Below are 14845 nucleotides of genomic sequence, written 5' to 3'. Positions count from 1 at the left end.
CTCGGGCCCACCTTCGCGGCCGGCCTGGCCCCAGGGCTCGCTGGCCTGCGGCCTCAGCCTGGCGCGATCAGTCCAGCAGGTGCCCCATTCGCTCGCGCTTGGTCTCCAGGTATTTCTCGTTCTCGGCGTTGGACGGCACGATGTGGCGCATCTGCTCCACCACCGTGATGCCGGCGGCTTCCAGGGCCTGCTTCTTCTTGGGATTGTTGCTCATCAGCCGGATCGACTTGACGCCCCACTGGTGCAGCAGGTCGGCGGCGAAGGCGTAGTTGCGGCTATCGATTTCCTGGCCCAGCGCCAGATTGGCGTCGACCGTGTCGAGCCCGCCGTCCTGCAGCGCATAGGCGCGGATCTTGTGGCCCAGGCCGATGCCGCGCCCTTCCTGGCCGCGCAGGTAGAGCAGGATGCCGCGCCCTTCTTCGGCGATTTTCTTCATCGCCAAGTCGAGTTGCTCGCCGCAGTCGCAGCGGCACGAGCCGAACACGTCGCCGGTCAGGCATTCGGAATGCAGGCGGGTCAACACGGCTTCGCCGGTGATATCGCCGACGCTCAGCGCCAGGTGTTCGGTGCCCGAAACGGCACCTTTGAAGGCGTGGGCGGTAAATTCGCCAAAGCGGGTCGGCAGGCGGGCGGAGCCGATCAGCTGGATCTCTGTGTCAGTCATGTCAGTCGGAGTTTGGCGCCGGCCTTGGTGGCACGGCATCGGGGCGCTTTGCAGCGTCTAGCCCGCTACGGTAGCACGAGCGGGGCCGGACCGCAGGCGGCGCGTGATTCGGCACTTGATCTGGCGCTCTAAGCAGCCATACCTGTCTGCCCGGAAGTCCGCCTTGAACCTCCCGGCCGGCAAGCCGGCTCCACTCTGCGCGCCGCGCAGGGAACAAGCATAACGCTGTCCAGGCCAGGCTGCCGCGAACTGCCTCAGCCAAGCTCGATTGGCTGCCCGTGCGGGGTACGCCGGGCTGCGGCCATCCAGGTGTCGCGCCGGTCCAGCAGCGCGGCATGGTCGACCAGGCCCTTGGCGGCGCTGATCTGTTCCAGCGCGGTCAGCCAGAACAGGTAGTAATGCTCGCCGGTGTCCGGGTCCCCGGTGGCCTGGGCATCGCGGATGACCTGGGAAAGGCTGGCTGCCCATTCGGTCCAGGTGAAGGCGCCGCGTTCATGCAGCGCCAGCGCCAGGGCGAAGGCCTGGGCTTCCCATGGCTCGCGGAAGACCGGGCCGGTGCTGTCGCACGGCAAGGCCGGCAACGCGGCGCGCATGGCTTGCAGGGTGGCCGGCGGCGCCGGCGGGGTGGCAATGGGCTCAGCCATGAGCAGCCTCCAGCGGATCCAGGTAAGGCTCCCAGCAATCCACGCTGACCGAAGCCGCGGTGGTATCTGCGCCCCACAGTTCGCTGGCGGCAAAGCGCACCGTATACAGCCATTGCGGCTGGTCCCCGGCGCCGGCCGCGCTGGCATCCGGGAAGACATGGGCGCCATGGACCGCCACGATCTCGCCTTGCCGGCCACGGCAATAGCGCGGCAGCCGGGTATGGCCCGCGGGATGCATCTGACGGGTGCGGACCCGCTCTCCCAGGTGGAAGCGCGCCTCGGCCGTGGCCGGCCGCGCACTGGGCGAGCCGCGTGCCAGGGCGGGCGCTACCTGCTCCGCTTCCAGGATGCGCGCCAGGGGGACCGGCGCCACGCTGGAATGCCCGCTGGCGATCTCCCCGGCGTCGGCCAGGCCCGTCTTGATCAGCAGGGTCTTGAGCCCTTCAAACCAGATCTCGAAGTAGCTGCTGCCCAGGTACTGCGCTGGCGGGAGGCTTTCGCGGGCCGCGCGCGAGGTATCGATGCTCCACTTGCCGACCGCGCCCATGGCCAGTGTCAGCGCCAGTACCCGGCGCTCCCATTCGGCGTGGAACGGAGGTTCGCCGGGTTCGGGGCGGACCGGGCCGAAGCCCTGCATGCCGCCAAGGTCTTGCGCGCCGTTCATGCCGGTTCCTTTGCCGTTGCCGGCGCCACGATGTCGGGTAGCAGCCCGGTGCCAATCATCGAATCGCGCGTGACCAGCGCGGCCAGCGCTTCCTCGCTCCAGCCATCTGTGCCTGCCGGACGCATGGGCAGCACCAGGTAGCGCAGCTCGGCTGTGGAGTCCCACACCTGTATCTGCACCGCGTCCGGCAGCGTGAAGCCGAAATCGCGCAGCACGCCGCGCGGATCGATCACCGCCCGGGCCCGGTACGGCGCGGACTTATACCAGACCGGCGGCAGGCCAAGCACCGGCCAGGGATAGCAGGAACACAAGGTGCACACCACCATATTGTGGGTCTCGGGCGTGTTCTCCAGCACGATCATGTGCTCGCCCTGGCGCCCGCTGAAGCCCAGCGAGGCGATCGCCGCGGTGGCGTCCGCCAGCAGCCAGGCCTTGTAGGCCGGGTCGCGCCAGGCCTTGGCTACCACCCGCGCGCCATTGCGCGGGCCAATATGCTGCTCGTAGGTCTCGATCAGGATGTCCAGCGCGGCGGGGTCGACGTAACCCTTCTCCACCAGCAGCGATTCCAGCGCGCGCACGCGCAGGTCCATCTCGGACAGCGTGCTGCCGCCGTGTTCATGGTCATGGCCATGCACAGCGGCCGCTTTTTCCTGCAGGGAGTTCGGCGGGTGGGGAGGATCCTGGCGCATCGGCGTTGGGCTCGTTCTGGCTCTGACACTGCGGAACGGCCAGTATGGTCGCGCCTGCTGCACTTGGCAATCCGGCCGCTTATGGCTGCGCGGCGCCGGCCTCACCGGTGGCACGGCATCCGGTGAAGGCGCCCGCGGCGGCGGCGCCGCGCGCACGTTACCGTTCCTTGCCGCCGCATTCCGGGCGTCCCCTGGTGTCTTGGTGTCCAGGTGTCTACACGCGGGCACGGCTTTTGCGCGATTTTTGCGATCCCGCCCGCCGCATGAGCCGTAGCGGACTGGCTTGGTTGCGTGGCTCGCCCGCCAACATTGGCCTGCAAAGGAACGCCAGGCATTGCGCTCAGCAAGGGGAGACTCGTGGCGCGAACACTACATGCAGAATCTACCGATGAGAGCCCGGACTTCCTTGTAGTTCTTACAAGCTCTTACAGGCGAACCTGCCATCATCAATATCACCGGCGCATCCCCCGTGGATGCGCCGGTGATCCCCGCCCATTACCCCGCGCGCGCGCGTCCGGCCGCCTCGTTCGATACCCAATATCGCTGAGCTTGCCATGAACATTCTGCCCTCTCCAGACGCCGCCGGGCGGCCCCTGATCCTCAATGTCGACGACAGCGACGGGTCTCGCTACGTCAAGGGCCGCATCCTGCAACGCGCCGGCTTCTCCGTGCTGGAGGCCGCGAGCGGACAGGCCGCGCTGTCGCTGATCCGCCAGCACGCCCCGGACCTGGTGCTGCTGCATGTGAATCTGCCCGACATCAACGGGCTGGAAGTGTGCAGGCTGATCAAAAGCGATCCCGAAACCGCCAGTACTCTGGTGCTGCAGACCTCTGCCGCGCTGACCGAGTCGCGCCACCGCGTGCAGGCGCTCGATGGCGGCGCCGACAGTTACCTGAGCGAGCCGGTGGAAGCGGAGGAACTGGTGTCGAGCATCAAGGCCCTGCTGCGCATGCGCAAGGCCGAGGAAGCTTGCCGCCAGTCCTCGCAAGCCTTGCGCGAGAACGAGGAATTGTTCCGCCAGCTGACCGAGAACCTTTCCGATGCGCTGTGGATCCTCGATCCGGCGGAGAGCCAGTTCCTGTACATGAGCCCGTCGTTCGCGCGGTTGTGGGGCCGTCCTCTGGAGGAACTGAAGCACAACCCGCGCACCTGGCTGGACTGCGTGCAGGCCGAGGACCGCGAACGCATGGAACTGGCCTTCGGCGCGATGATGGCGGACGGCCACATGGATGCCGAGTTCCGGCTGGTGCGGGGCGATGGCGTGGTGCGCGAAGTCCGCGCGCGCGCGTTCCCGGTCTGCAATACGGCGGGCGTCTTCTATCGCGTGGCCGGCATTTGCCAGGACATCACGCCGCAAAAGCGCGCCGAGCGCATGCTGCTGGAAGAAGACCACCGCAAGGACCATTTCCTGGCCATGCTGGCCCACGAACTGCGGAACCCGCTCGCGCCGATGCGCAGCGCTGCCGACCTGCTGATGCGGTGCGCACCCACGCGCGAGGAGACCTTCAAGGCCCGCGACATCATCGCCCGCCAACTGCATCACCTGACCCGGCTGGTCGACGACCTGCTCGATATCTCGCGCCTCACCCAGGGCCGTATTGTGCTGCGCGACGATATTGTCGAGTTGCGCACGGCGCTGAGCACCGCTGTGGAAGCCGTGCGCCCGCTGATCGACGCGCGTGGCCACTCGCTGCGGCTGAGCGTACCGGAAGGACCGATGCCCGTGCGCGGAGACCTGGTGCGGCTGACCCAGATCTTCAGCAACCTGCTGCACAACGCCGCGCGATATACGCAGCCGGACGGCCAGCTCGCGCTTGAAGTCACGAGCGACGGCAGCCTGCTTACCGTCAAGGTGCGGGACAACGGGCCCGGGCTGTCGCCGCAAGCGCTGCAGGCCATCTTCGATCCGGCCACGGCGCATCACGGCGACAAGCGCCCTGCCGCCGCCGGACAGGAGGGCATGGGTATCGGGCTCTCGCTGGTACAAAAGCTTGTCAAGCTGCATGGCGGCAATGTCCATGCCGAGAGCGCCGGCCCTGGCCTTGGCTGCGCCTTCGTGGTGGAACTGCCCGCCCAGCCCTGGCAGAGCTGGCGGCCAGAGGTCGGCAAGCTCAGGTCCCCGCCGGGCACGCCGCGCACGGTGATGGTGGTGGACGACAACATCGACGCGCTGGAGGCCATAGCCCTTACACTCGAAGCCATGGGGCACACGGTGGTGACCGCCATCGACGGTCCCGCCGCCATCGTGCGCGCGGTCAAGACCCAGCCCGACGTCATCTTGCTCGACCTCGGCATGCCGGCCATGGACGGCTTTGAGATCGCCCGGCGCCTGCGGACCATCCCGGAATTGCAGCACGTACGCCTGGTGGCGCTGACCGGCTACAGCCAGCCGGCGGACCGGCAGCGTACAACGCAGGCCGGTTTCGATCGCCACCTGGTCAAGCCGGTGGACCTGGAGGCGCTGTCGCGTATCCTGGATGAACCGGGGGAAGCCAGCTGAGCCCGAGCCTGAGCCAGGCGCTTGCCCCGCCCTTGCCTATGACCGCAACTCGGTTTACCCCGCAACCGGCCGCGCTACAGACCCAGGAGAGACATATGCGGAATCAGTTCCACATCACGCCCGAACCCGATCAGGCGCCACCCGACCCCGACGTTCCACAACCGGCAGTGCCCGATCCCGATCCCCCGGCGCCTGTCAGCGACCCGCCTCCAGGGGATTTGCCAGCGCCCCCGCCGCAGCGCGCCTGAGTGGACGCAGAACACCGGGGCTCCGCCTGTGACGGCCGTGTGGCTGCCTCTGCTGGAATCAGCGAACTCCAGCCTGCGGGAGCCGCCGATCCGCCACGCAAGGCACAACGGCATGCAAAAAAGACGATGCCCGCGCATGCGGGCACCATGCACTTTATGCCGAAACCGGTAAAAACTACGGGGTCCGGGCTAGGTCAGCCCCGCTCCGCATGGACCGGGAAACTCACTGCGACGCATACGGATCCACTGTCCGTGGAGCACCCCTGTCCTTCCGCCACGATGTGCGCGCCCTGAGTTTCCACGAGCCGCCTTGCCAGCAGCAACGCGGTACCCTGGCGCGGCGCCGATGCGCCGCCATCGGGGGGGCGCCTGCTGAAGAAGTCGGATAGCACGGCGACGCGCTCGTCCCTGCGGGCGTCGCTGGGAGCCCGGTTCTCGGTGATCCGCAGGCGGATGCGGCCCGCTTCTGGCTTCAGGTGTGCTTCGACCGTATCGGCGTTGCGCGCGTGGCGGATGCAATGCACCAGCAGATAACGCAGCAGCGGTTCGAGGCGGCGCGGGTCGGCATCGATTACCAATGCGTGGTTCGATGAGGTGCCATCCGGGCTGTCCACATGTGCCGCCGCGAGGTTCACGGCACGCGCTTGCGCCATGGAGCGTGCCGCGTCCATGGCCGCTTCCAGCGCCGCCAGCAGATCCACGCGTTGCCATTGCGGCGGGCTGTCGTCCGTGAGCAGCGCGACGGCCTCTTCCATGTGTTCGATCAGGCCTAGCTGCTGCAGCATGCCGGTGCGGATACCGGCCAGCGCGCGCTGCGCCGAGGTGGGTGGCATGTCCAGCGAGTGGTCCAGCACATAGGCCCAGCTCTGCACCCCGTTGAGCGCGGAGCGCAGGTCATGTGCGACCTGGCCGATCAGCGTGGCGACTTCGGCGCTGCTTTGGACCGGTTCCCGTGGCTCGCATGCTTCATGCGTTTCATGCGAGTCGCGGGACGCGGGTTGGCCGGGTGCGCCGGGGTCTTCGGAGGAGTTGTGTTGCTGCGACATCGGTACCTTGTGCGGGCGGCGTGCTCACCCGGTTGCCATGCAATTAGCATACCGCGCGGCGGAACCGCCGCATGCGCGCGGACCAAAGCCGCAATCAGGCACTTGTCCGGCAGGCTTGACGCGTGCCGGACCACGCGCACCGCACGTTAGTTCGACGCCGTGGTTCCGTTCTGCGCGGCGCCCGCGCCATTGGCTCGCAGCCACTCGGGTAGCTCGCCTTTCGAGGCATATTCCTCCAGGCGGTTATACAAGGTCTTCAGGCTGATGCCGAGGATCTCGGCGGCATGCTTCTTTACGCCGGAGCATTGCTCCAGCGTGGCAAAGATCAACTGGCGATCGGCGTCCGCCAGGGATATGCCCACCGGCACCGACACCACGGCGGTGGCGGCCGGGTTCGCCGCCGCCACCTGCAGCGGCACATGGGCATCGGCAATCAAGTCCCGGTCGGCCATGATGTAGGCCCGCTGCACGAAGTTGCGCAGCTCGCGCACATTGCCCGGCCACGCATGCAGTAACAGGCTGTCCAACAGTTCCGGTGCGAAGCGGCGCTGGGTGCCGTGCTCGCCGTTCATCTGTTCCAGCAGCGTATTGGCGATCTGCACCACATCGTCGCCACGCGCGCGCAGCGGCGGCAATTCGATCGGGAATACATTGAGCCGGTGATAGAGGTCGGCGCGCAGCTTGCCGTCGGTCACGGCTTCTTCCGGATTGCGGTTGGTGGCGGCCACCACGCGCACGTCGGCATGCAGTTCGCGGTTAGTGCCGACCCGCATGAAGGCGCCGGATTCCAGCACGCGCAGCAGCTTGACCTGCAGTTCGATAGGCATCTCGGTAATTTCATCGAGAAAAAGCGTGCCGCCGTCGGCCCGCTCGAAGTAGCCCTTGTGCTGGCGCTCGGCGCCAGTGAAGCTGCCGCGCTCGTGGCCGAACATCTCGGATTCGATCAGCGTGGGAGAAATGGCGCCGCAGTTGACCGGCAGGAAAGGCTGGCGCCGGCGGGCCGATAGCTCGTGCAGCGTCTGCGCGGCCAGCTCCTTGCCGGTGCCGCTCTCTCCCACCAGCAGCACGGTGGCCTCGGTAGGTGCAACCTTGCCAAGCTGGTCATAGACCACCTGCATGGCCTCCGAGCTGCCGAGCAGCCGCCCGAAACGGCCGTAGCGGCGCAACTCGCCGCGCAGCGAATGGATCTCTGCCTTGAGGTCGCCAGTGGTGGCGATGCGTTTCAGGATGGTGCACAGCCGTGTCACGTTGATCGGCTTGACCAGGTAGTCGGTTGCACCCCGGCGCAAGGCGTCGACAGCGGATTCCACGCTGGCGTAGCCGGTCATGAGGATCACTTCGACGCCTGCGGTGCCGACCTCATTGAACAGGTCCATGCCGTTGCCGTCGGGCAGCTTCAGGTCGGCCAGCACGGCATCGGGCATCTGCCAGCCGATTTGCAGGCAGGCCTCGCGCAGATCGCCGGCTGTGGCGGATGTAAAGCCTTCAGCCGCCGCGATCTCCGACAGTGCAGCACAGGTATTTTCATCGTCATCGACGATCAGAATGTGAGGCATATATTCCGTATCGGCAGCGTACAACGCCACCAGATGCGCCGCGGGGACCGCGGGCAATCCGGGTGCGTCGTTCGGGCATGTTCCATGCGGGCGACGGCAAACACAACGCGGGCCCTATGTCTGAACACGGCGAGCATGCGCCTCGGCGCCAAGGGTGAATCCGGGGATACGTCTTATTCTAGGCAGGCGTCACCGGCACCGGTACCAGTGTCCGTCTGACAACTTCACGCGCGGATCGGACCAAATGCACGAACGCGTGCCAGCCGATCAAAACAGTGGCTTCAGGTCAACGCAGGCGATAGGATTAGGCTGAAACCCTCCCTTGGTTGCCGATGACAAGTTGCGATCCCCCTGCCCCTTCCCCTCGTCCCGCCGCGCCGGCCGGCGGTGCGCCGCGCCGTGACGCTGTCCCGGGCGGGCCCACGGCGTTGCTGTGGCAGAGTTCTTCGCCCGTCATGCAGCAACTGCTGACGCAGATCGACCGCGTGGCCGCTACCGAGGTCACGATGCTGGCGGTTGGCGAGAGCGGCACCGGCAAGGAACTGGTGGCGCGTGCCGTGCACGACCGCAGCGCCCGCCGGGCCGGGCCGTTCATCGCGGTCAATTGCGGCGCGATTCCCGCAACGCTGATCGAGTCGGAATTGTTCGGCCACGAGAAAGGCGGTTTTACCGGCGCCATCCAGCAAAAGGACGGGTACTTCGAGCAGGCACGCGGCGGCACGCTGTTCCTCGATGAAGTTACGGAGATGGCGCCCGACATGCAGATCAAGCTGCTGCGGGTGCTGGAGACGCGCACCTTCCACCGCGTGGGCGGCGACGCGCAGATCGTGTGCGACGTGAGGATTCTCGCCGCCACCAACCGCGATCCGGTCGAAGCCGTGCGCGCCGGCCAGTTGCGCGAAGACCTGCTCTACCGGCTCGCCGTGTTTCCCTTGCACATTCCGCCGCTGCGCGAGCGCGGCGAGGACATCGCGCAACTGGCCGGGCACTTCCTTACGGAATTCAATGCCATGGAGGGGACGGAGAAGACCTTCGCTTCCACCGCCCTGGAACGCCTGCGGCATTACGGCTGGCCCGGCAACGTGCGCGAACTGAAGAACACCATCTACCGTGCCTTTATCCTGGCCGACCGTGTCGTCGATATCGCCAACCCCAATATCTCTACCCAGCCGCCCCGCCCCGCGACGCTGAACGGTTTCGTCAACGTGCGCATCGGGACGTCGCTGGCCGACGCCCAGCGCGAGATCATCCTGGCCACGCTGGCGCGCTTCGACGGCGACAAGCGGCAGGCAGCCCAATCGCTGGGCATCAGTCTCAAGACGCTGTACAACCGGCTCGACGCGTACCGCGCGGGTTGATTCGCCTGCCTGCCGGTGGCGCGGCTGTTGCCTGCACCGTGAGAAGCACTCACCTCGCGTCCGGCGATCCCCCCCGGAAGAGGGGCAGCCGCGCGGCACTGGACTGCGCACACTTGTTTGCAATGTCCGGCATGGTCTCGACGATAGAATCAGCCTATGAAGGAAAAACAAGAAATCTGTCCTCTTTGCGGCGCTGAGGCCAAAGCCCAGCCCCGTCGCGGCAGCTACGGGCAGTGGGTGCGGTTCGAGTGCAATAACCCGGAGTGCGGCCCCGTCGAAATCAGCACCGGTGCCCGTCGCATGCTGCGCGAGCCCACCCGCAAGGCTGAGCTCCGCGCTCTCGCCCGCTCCAGCCGCGAGCACGGCAAGTTACCGCGCCTGGGCTATGACGGCCCGCGCGGCGAGATCTATGTAGAGTTTGATTGAGCCGGCCTGACCAGGCCGCTTTGATTCGGCAGGTGCGCAGTCCGGCGTGCCGGGCCAGGCTTTCGATGTCTGGGACGTCCACTTCATCCTGAGAGGCAAGGTTCCAGGTGCACGGCAGTTCGCACTCTCGTCCCTATGATGCCGAATACGGCACTTTTCACCGGATCTACCGGGCTGCTGCCGAGGAACTATGGCAAAAATTTCCCTTGCCCGGTCCCACGGTGGCCTGGTCGCGCCGCCGCTTTCCCTTTGGCCGTGCATCGTCCGCGGGCTGGCTTTCCTGGTGATCCCCCATTACATTCCAAGCAGTTTGTGAGCGTGCCGTGACCGGCGGCGGTCCCGGCCTGACGAGGGAAGCTTATGGGAATCACTACCGACGACCTGCTGGCCCTGGCCTGCGCCAGCGTCCTGACAGTGACCGTCGTCGCCATGCATTACGAGGCCCTGCGCTTGTTGTCGGGGATGAATCCCCGCCGCTGGACCGGGCGCGTCAATGTGGGCGTGCTGATCGTATGCATCATCGTTGCCCATATCCTGGAAGCCCTGGTGTTCGCGGTCGGGTACTGGTTGTCGGGCTCCGCGCTGGGACTGGGCGGGCTGTCCGGCCCGGGCCCGATCGCGCCCATCGTGTACTTTTATTTCTCGCTGGAAACCTTCACCACGCAGAGCCTCGGAGACATCTCGCCGGTCGGGGCCACGCGCCTGATCGCCAGTATCGAGCCGCTGGTGGGCCTGATCCTGATCGGCTGGTCGACCTCATTCACATACATCATCATGCGGCGCGACTGGCAGACTGGCACTTCGAAACAGGCCGCGCAGGCCGAGGTATAGCCGCCGGACACTAGAGAATCGGCGCGAACAGGGATGCCACATGCATTGCCACCCTGCGCAAGCTGGACCCGCCGATGTACTCGTTGCGGTCGATCCGCCGCGCCAGCGCGAAATCCTGCTCCAGCATTTGCGCCACGCTGGCGGCGAAACCGTGGTCGGCGGTCATCACCATCAACTCGAAATTCAGCCGGAACGAGCGATTGTCGAGATTGGCGCTGCCCACCGCCGCGGCCTCGTCGTCGATCAGGATGACCTTCTGGTGCAGGAAGCCCGGCTGGTAGCGATAGATCTTGACGCCGGCGCAGATGGCCCGGTAGGCGTACAGCGTCGAGGCGGCGAAGACCACCAGATGGTCGCGCCGCGCCGGCAACAGGATGCGCACATCCACCCCGCGCAGCACCGCCAGCCTCAGTACGGCGAATACCGCTTCGTCCGGCACGAAGTACGGGCTGGTGATCCACACCCGCCAGCGCGCCGCCTGGATCGCCTCGACGAAGAACAGGGAGCAAGTTTCCTGCGCGTCGGCCGGACCTGACGGAACCACCTGGCAGGTCATGGCGCCGGCGACAGCGGTCGGCGGCGGCAGCAGCATCGGCACTTCGCGCGCGGCCCAGTACCAGTCCTCGGCGAATACCATCTGGATATCGAGCACGGCGCTGCCACGGAGCTCGATATGGGTATCGCGCCACGGCGCCAGCGGCGGTTGCAGGCCCATGTACTCGTCGCCGACGTTATGCCCGCCGGTAAACGCGCATTCGCCGTCCACCACCACGACTTTGCGATGGTTGCGGAAGTTCAGCTGGAAACGATTGACGAAGCCCTTGCGCGTGGCAAAGGCGCGCGCCTCGACCCCTGCCGCCAGCAGGCGCTTGACATAGCCGCCCGGCAGCGCATGCGAGCCGATGCTGTCGTAAAGGAAATACACCTTGACACCCGCGGCGGCCCGCTCGCACAGCAACCGCTGCAACTCCTGGCCCAGATCATCGTCATGGACGATAAAAAACTGCACGATGACTACCTTCTTCGCGGCGGCAATGGCAGCGAAGATCGCGGCGAAGGTTGCCTCGCCGTTGACCAGCAGCCGCACGGCGTTGTTGGCCAGGCATGGCATGCCGGTCAGCCGGGGCAAGGCGCGCAGGCAAGCCTGGGAGGGCGAATGCACCACGCAGGCATCGCGTGCCTCGCGCTCGCTGGCATCCATGTCGTGCGTCACCTCGCGCAGCCGGTCGTTGTTGAAGCGGCGCGCATTGACGTAGCCGGCAAAGTTGCTGCTGCCCAGGATCAGGTACGGAATCAGGGTGAAGTACGGCATCATCACCAGCGAGCCCGCCCACGCAATGGCGCCGGGGGCGGTGCGCACCGTCATCACCGCATGCAGGGCGGCGATGACGCCGAGGATATGAAACACCAGCACGATCGCCGCGATTAGGGATGGGCTGAGCATGGTCGTCGGATTTAGATTTCGCCCGGCGGCGCCGGATCACAATGGCTAGCATTCTGGCATAGGCGCGGCCCGAGGGCATTGCCTGCTGGTGCGGCAGGCAGGATTTCTTCGCAAGGGGTAAGCTCTGAGGCTTTCGCACCCGGCCTCCCCTCGCCGCATTAAGGAAGAACGCAATGTCAGAGTTCAAGATGGAATACCGGCGCCTGGGCGCCAGCAACCTGAAGGTATCGGTGCTGTGCCTGGGCACCATGATGTTCGCCGACCAGACCGACGAAGCCGAGGCTGGCCGCATCGTGGACAGCGCCCGCGCGCACGGCGTCAACTTCATCGACACCGCGGATGTCTACAGCAAGGGGGGCTCCGAGCGCATGGTGGGCAAGCTGCTGGCCGCCGACCGCCATGACTGGATCCTGGCCAGCAAGCTCGGCAACCCGATGCAGGCCGCGCCCAATCATTCGCGTTACTCGCGCGTGTGGATCCTGCGCGAGACGGAGGAAAGCCTGCGCCGCCTGGGGACCGATTACCTCGACATCCTCTACCTCCATCGCGACTACCCCGGTGAAAACCTCGAGGAACCCGTGCGCGCGATGGGGGATCTGGTTCGCGCGGGGAAGATCCGGTACTGGGCGGTGTCGAACTTCCGCGGCTGGCGTATCGCCGAGATCGCGCGGCTGTGCGATCAGTTGGGCGTGCCGCGTCCGGTTGTCTGCCAGCCCTATTACAACCTGCTCAATCGCATGCCCGAGGTGGAAATCCTGCCGGCCTGCCAGCATTTCGGACTCGGCGTGGTGCCTTACAGCCCGATTGCGCGTGGCGTGCTGACCGGCAAGTACCTGCCCGGCCAGCAACCTCCGGAAGATTCGCGCGCGGGCCGCGCCGATCGCCGCATGATGGAGACTGAATTCCGCGAGGAATCGCTGGTGATCGCGCAGACTCTGAAGACGCACGCCGAGGCGCGCGGACTCAAGCTGGGGCAGTTCGCTACGGCGTGGGTGCTGGCTAATCCTATTGTCAGTTCGGTGATTGCAGGGCCGAGGACGCTGGCGCAGTTCGAGGATTATTTTGGGGCGGTGGGGGTGGGGGTTTCGGGGGAGGAGGAGGTGTTGGTGGATGGGTTGGTCAGGCCGGGGCATGCTTCTACGCATGGGTATAACGATCCGAATTATCCGTTGATTGGGCGGCCGGTTAGGTAGGTGGGTTTAACTTTGGGTTTAATGTTGGCTGCTTAACGTCAAAGTCCAAATCAAAGTCTTCAAAGTCAAAGTCAAAATCAAAGGCAGTTTCACCTCCCCTTCGGGGAGGCGACCTACTTTCTTGTCTTGCCAAGAAAGTAGGCAAAGAAGGCGCGCCGGATGGGGCGACATCCCCTCGGGATCCGGCAAAAAGAGCGGCCGGGACCCAAACTCGCATCGCCTTAAGGCGATACTCAAACATGGGTCCCTCTTTTCCGCTCTTTTCGCCGGATCCCGAGGCGCCCCATACGGCTACACCTTCACGGCTCGCTTCGCATCGCGGGACGGTGTTTGCCGCCCCGCGGGCGGTAAACACGGCTACACCAAATCGGGAGTTTGACGACGTTGCGGGTCGTTGGAATTTGGGGGCTTAAACTTCCTGTCTCCTGTCTCCTGTCTCCTGTCTCCACTCGCTATCCGCGGGTGGGGGGCCGCGAGAGCTAGTCCGCCAAAAGCCTTCCTCTGGTGGGACAAGCTGTTCGGCACCTTCCAGCCTAGGCTGGAGGACGTGCCGCTGCACTACGGCGTGCCAGGCACGCCGCACAGCGACAACCCGCTGCTGGCCAGCAACCTGCCGTTGCTGCGCCTGATCGGCGCCCCTGCCGGCAAGGCTGCGGGAAATTCCGCACAGCGCTGGCCCATGCCGGACCTCCTGATCGGCCTGGGCGGCCTGCTGCTGTTCGCCACCGTGATCCACTACATCCATCGCGACGGCGACTGGCAGGGCCAGCGGCAGGCGCTGCTGTTCGGGCTGATCTTTTCCGCCACCATCGCCCTGGGCGCCATGAGCGACGGCCGGCGCTGGGGCGGCTTCGCCTGGGCAGGACTGACCGGGGCGCTGGCTCGGCGCCCTTCTTTATCTGGGCTTGCTCTTGCATGGCATGGCCACCCTGCCGTGATTGCTGCTGCGCGCGCAAGCGCGCTGAGCTCGCCCCTGGCAACTGTCACCCGCTGGCCGTCGCCCCACGGTACTGTCCAAAAATTAGGCAGACCGATGCACAACCGCCACTACTGGGCGAACGCGACGCACCGGACTTGGTTATCCACACAAACTGTGGATAACGCGATCTGGCAATTGTGGACAAATTGTGTACGTGCGTCGCAGCAATCCGCGCTGCGTTTGCACGGCCATGCGCAATGCCGGGAGACGTTGGGATCACGCCAATCCCGTATTGGGAAGAGTCCGGCGGAGCTTGCGGATTCACGCTGCATTGCGCCCTACACCCTCCATTTAGGATAAGTCCGATTTTATTGGCGCCATGCCGCCAGTAAACTCGCGACATGCTTTTCGCCGCCGCATTCCTTCCCACCAACATCCATGCCTTGCAGGCGATGGGGCGCGCGCATGCCGAAATGCCAGGCGAACTCAACGAGCGCATCGCTTTGCTCGAGTCCGGGCTCTTGGCCTCGGCGACCGGGATCGGGCACCTGAAGCTTCAGATCGCCAAGCTGCGCCTGGAAGAACTTCTCTTCGACCAGGCGCAGGCCGCGCCTGAGACGGATCGGTTCGCCACCATCAAACCTGCGTAACGCTTATGACGA

Annotated in this window: 14 protein-coding genes; 7 read left to right on the top strand and 7 right to left on the bottom strand. The window is 65.8% G+C overall.

What is annotated here, in order from left to right; all coding sequences use genetic code 11:
- Positions 1 to 67 precede the first annotated feature (67 nt).
- The 4 genes from ribA to nthA all read right to left on the bottom strand — a co-directional run bounded on the left by ribA (position 68) and on the right by nthA (position 2661).
- Positions 68 to 664, bottom strand: coding sequence for a GTP cyclohydrolase II (ribA, locus tag ACZY0R_RS00310; RefSeq protein ID WP_045238727.1), 597 nt, complete (start codon positions 662 to 664; stop codon positions 68 to 70).
- 254 nt (positions 665 to 918) lie between these two features.
- Positions 919 to 1308 (bottom strand): nitrile hydratase accessory protein, encoded by a 390-nt coding sequence (locus ACZY0R_RS00305; RefSeq protein WP_488856628.1) that lies wholly within the window; start codon positions 1306 to 1308, stop codon positions 919 to 921.
- Entirely contained in the window at positions 1301 to 1972 is a 672-nt protein-coding gene (gene nthB / locus ACZY0R_RS00300) for a nitrile hydratase subunit beta (RefSeq protein ID WP_488856627.1), read from the bottom strand. The genes ACZY0R_RS00305 and nthB overlap by 8 nt, the downstream gene beginning before the upstream one ends.
- Entirely contained in the window at positions 1969 to 2661 is a 693-nt protein-coding gene (gene nthA / locus ACZY0R_RS00295; RefSeq protein WP_488856626.1) for a nitrile hydratase subunit alpha, read from the bottom strand. Before nthA ends, nthB begins: the two co-directional genes overlap by 4 nt.
- 554 nt (positions 2662 to 3215) lie before the next feature.
- On the opposite strand from nthA, the gene ACZY0R_RS00290 reads away from it, so the two are divergent.
- Positions 3216 to 5162, top strand: a complete 1947-nt coding sequence (locus ACZY0R_RS00290) for a hybrid sensor histidine kinase/response regulator (RefSeq protein ID WP_488856625.1) — start codon at positions 3216 to 3218, stop codon at positions 5160 to 5162.
- Positions 5163 to 5604: 442 nt separating this feature from the next.
- On the opposite strand, the gene ACZY0R_RS00285 is transcribed toward ACZY0R_RS00290, so the two are convergent.
- A complete protein-coding gene (locus ACZY0R_RS00285) occupies positions 5605 to 6456 on the bottom strand; it encodes a sensor histidine kinase (protein WP_488856623.1) in 852 nt (283 codons plus the stop codon).
- A gap of 146 nt (positions 6457 to 6602) precedes the next feature.
- Positions 6603 to 8012, bottom strand: coding sequence for a sigma-54-dependent transcriptional regulator (locus ACZY0R_RS00280; RefSeq protein WP_488856622.1), 1410 nt, complete (start codon positions 8010 to 8012; stop codon positions 6603 to 6605).
- Positions 8013 to 8344: 332 nt separating this feature from the next.
- Here ACZY0R_RS00280 and ACZY0R_RS00275 point away from each other — a divergent pair, with 332 nt between their 5' ends.
- From ACZY0R_RS00275 to ACZY0R_RS00265, 3 genes are all read left to right on the top strand, one after another.
- A complete protein-coding gene (locus ACZY0R_RS00275; RefSeq protein WP_488856620.1) occupies positions 8345 to 9370 on the top strand; it encodes a sigma-54 interaction domain-containing protein in 1026 nt (341 codons plus the stop codon).
- Positions 9371 to 9526: 156 nt separating this feature from the next.
- The gene (locus ACZY0R_RS00270) at positions 9527 to 9796 is read left to right on the top strand and encodes a hypothetical protein (protein WP_488856619.1); all 270 of its coding nucleotides are present in this window, start codon (positions 9527 to 9529) and stop codon (positions 9794 to 9796) included.
- 360 nt (positions 9797 to 10156) lie between these two features.
- Positions 10157 to 10627 (top strand): ion channel, encoded by a 471-nt coding sequence (locus ACZY0R_RS00265; RefSeq protein WP_045238737.1) that lies wholly within the window; start codon positions 10157 to 10159, stop codon positions 10625 to 10627.
- 10 nt (positions 10628 to 10637) lie between these two features.
- On the opposite strand, the gene cls is transcribed toward ACZY0R_RS00265, so the two are convergent.
- A complete protein-coding gene (cls, locus tag ACZY0R_RS00260; RefSeq protein ID WP_488856618.1) occupies positions 10638 to 12071 on the bottom strand; it encodes a cardiolipin synthase in 1434 nt (477 codons plus the stop codon).
- A gap of 173 nt (positions 12072 to 12244) precedes the next feature.
- On the opposite strand from cls, the gene ACZY0R_RS00255 reads away from it, so the two are divergent.
- The 3 genes from ACZY0R_RS00255 (at position 12245) to ACZY0R_RS00245 (ending at position 14833) form a co-directional block, all read left to right on the top strand.
- Positions 12245 to 13264, top strand: a complete 1020-nt coding sequence (locus ACZY0R_RS00255; protein ID WP_488856617.1) for an aldo/keto reductase — start codon at positions 12245 to 12247, stop codon at positions 13262 to 13264.
- A gap of 547 nt (positions 13265 to 13811) precedes the next feature.
- Positions 13812 to 14543 (top strand): hypothetical protein, encoded by a 732-nt coding sequence (locus ACZY0R_RS00250; RefSeq protein ID WP_488856616.1) that lies wholly within the window; start codon positions 13812 to 13814, stop codon positions 14541 to 14543.
- A 41-nt stretch (positions 14544 to 14584) separates the two neighbouring features.
- Positions 14585 to 14833, top strand: coding sequence for a hypothetical protein (locus tag ACZY0R_RS00245; protein WP_488856615.1), 249 nt, complete (start codon positions 14585 to 14587; stop codon positions 14831 to 14833).
- The last annotated feature ends 12 nt before the right edge of the window (positions 14834 to 14845 follow it).

The sequence above is a fragment of the Cupriavidus sp. F041 genome, from assembly GCF_057814235.1.
The sequence above is the reverse complement of the archived record's forward strand: the minus strand, read 5'-3'. Positions and strand labels throughout refer to the sequence as shown.

Coding starts and splice junctions, on each gene's coding strand:
- ribA (WP_045238727.1), bottom strand. CDS start 664: ATGACTGACACAGAGATCCAGCTGATCGGCTCCGCCCGCCTGCCGACC.
- ACZY0R_RS00305 (WP_488856628.1), bottom strand. CDS start 1,308: ATGGCTGAGCCCATTGCCACCCCGCCGGCGCCGCCGGCCACCCTGCAA.
- nthB (WP_488856627.1), bottom strand. CDS start 1,972: ATGAACGGCGCGCAAGACCTTGGCGGCATGCAGGGCTTCGGCCCGGTC.
- nthA (WP_488856626.1), bottom strand. CDS start 2,661: ATGCGCCAGGATCCTCCCCACCCGCCGAACTCCCTGCAGGAAAAAGCG.
- ACZY0R_RS00290 (WP_488856625.1), top strand. CDS start 3,216: ATGAACATTCTGCCCTCTCCAGACGCCGCCGGGCGGCCCCTGATCCTC.
- ACZY0R_RS00285 (WP_488856623.1), bottom strand. CDS start 6,456: ATGTCGCAGCAACACAACTCCTCCGAAGACCCCGGCGCACCCGGCCAA.
- ACZY0R_RS00280 (WP_488856622.1), bottom strand. CDS start 8,012: ATGCCTCACATTCTGATCGTCGATGACGATGAAAATACCTGTGCTGCA.
- ACZY0R_RS00275 (WP_488856620.1), top strand. CDS start 8,345: ATGACAAGTTGCGATCCCCCTGCCCCTTCCCCTCGTCCCGCCGCGCCG.
- ACZY0R_RS00270 (WP_488856619.1), top strand. CDS start 9,527: ATGAAGGAAAAACAAGAAATCTGTCCTCTTTGCGGCGCTGAGGCCAAA.
- ACZY0R_RS00265 (WP_045238737.1), top strand. CDS start 10,157: ATGGGAATCACTACCGACGACCTGCTGGCCCTGGCCTGCGCCAGCGTC.
- cls (WP_488856618.1), bottom strand. CDS start 12,071: ATGCTCAGCCCATCCCTAATCGCGGCGATCGTGCTGGTGTTTCATATC.
- ACZY0R_RS00255 (WP_488856617.1), top strand. CDS start 12,245: ATGTCAGAGTTCAAGATGGAATACCGGCGCCTGGGCGCCAGCAACCTG.
- ACZY0R_RS00245 (WP_488856615.1), top strand. CDS start 14,585: ATGCTTTTCGCCGCCGCATTCCTTCCCACCAACATCCATGCCTTGCAG.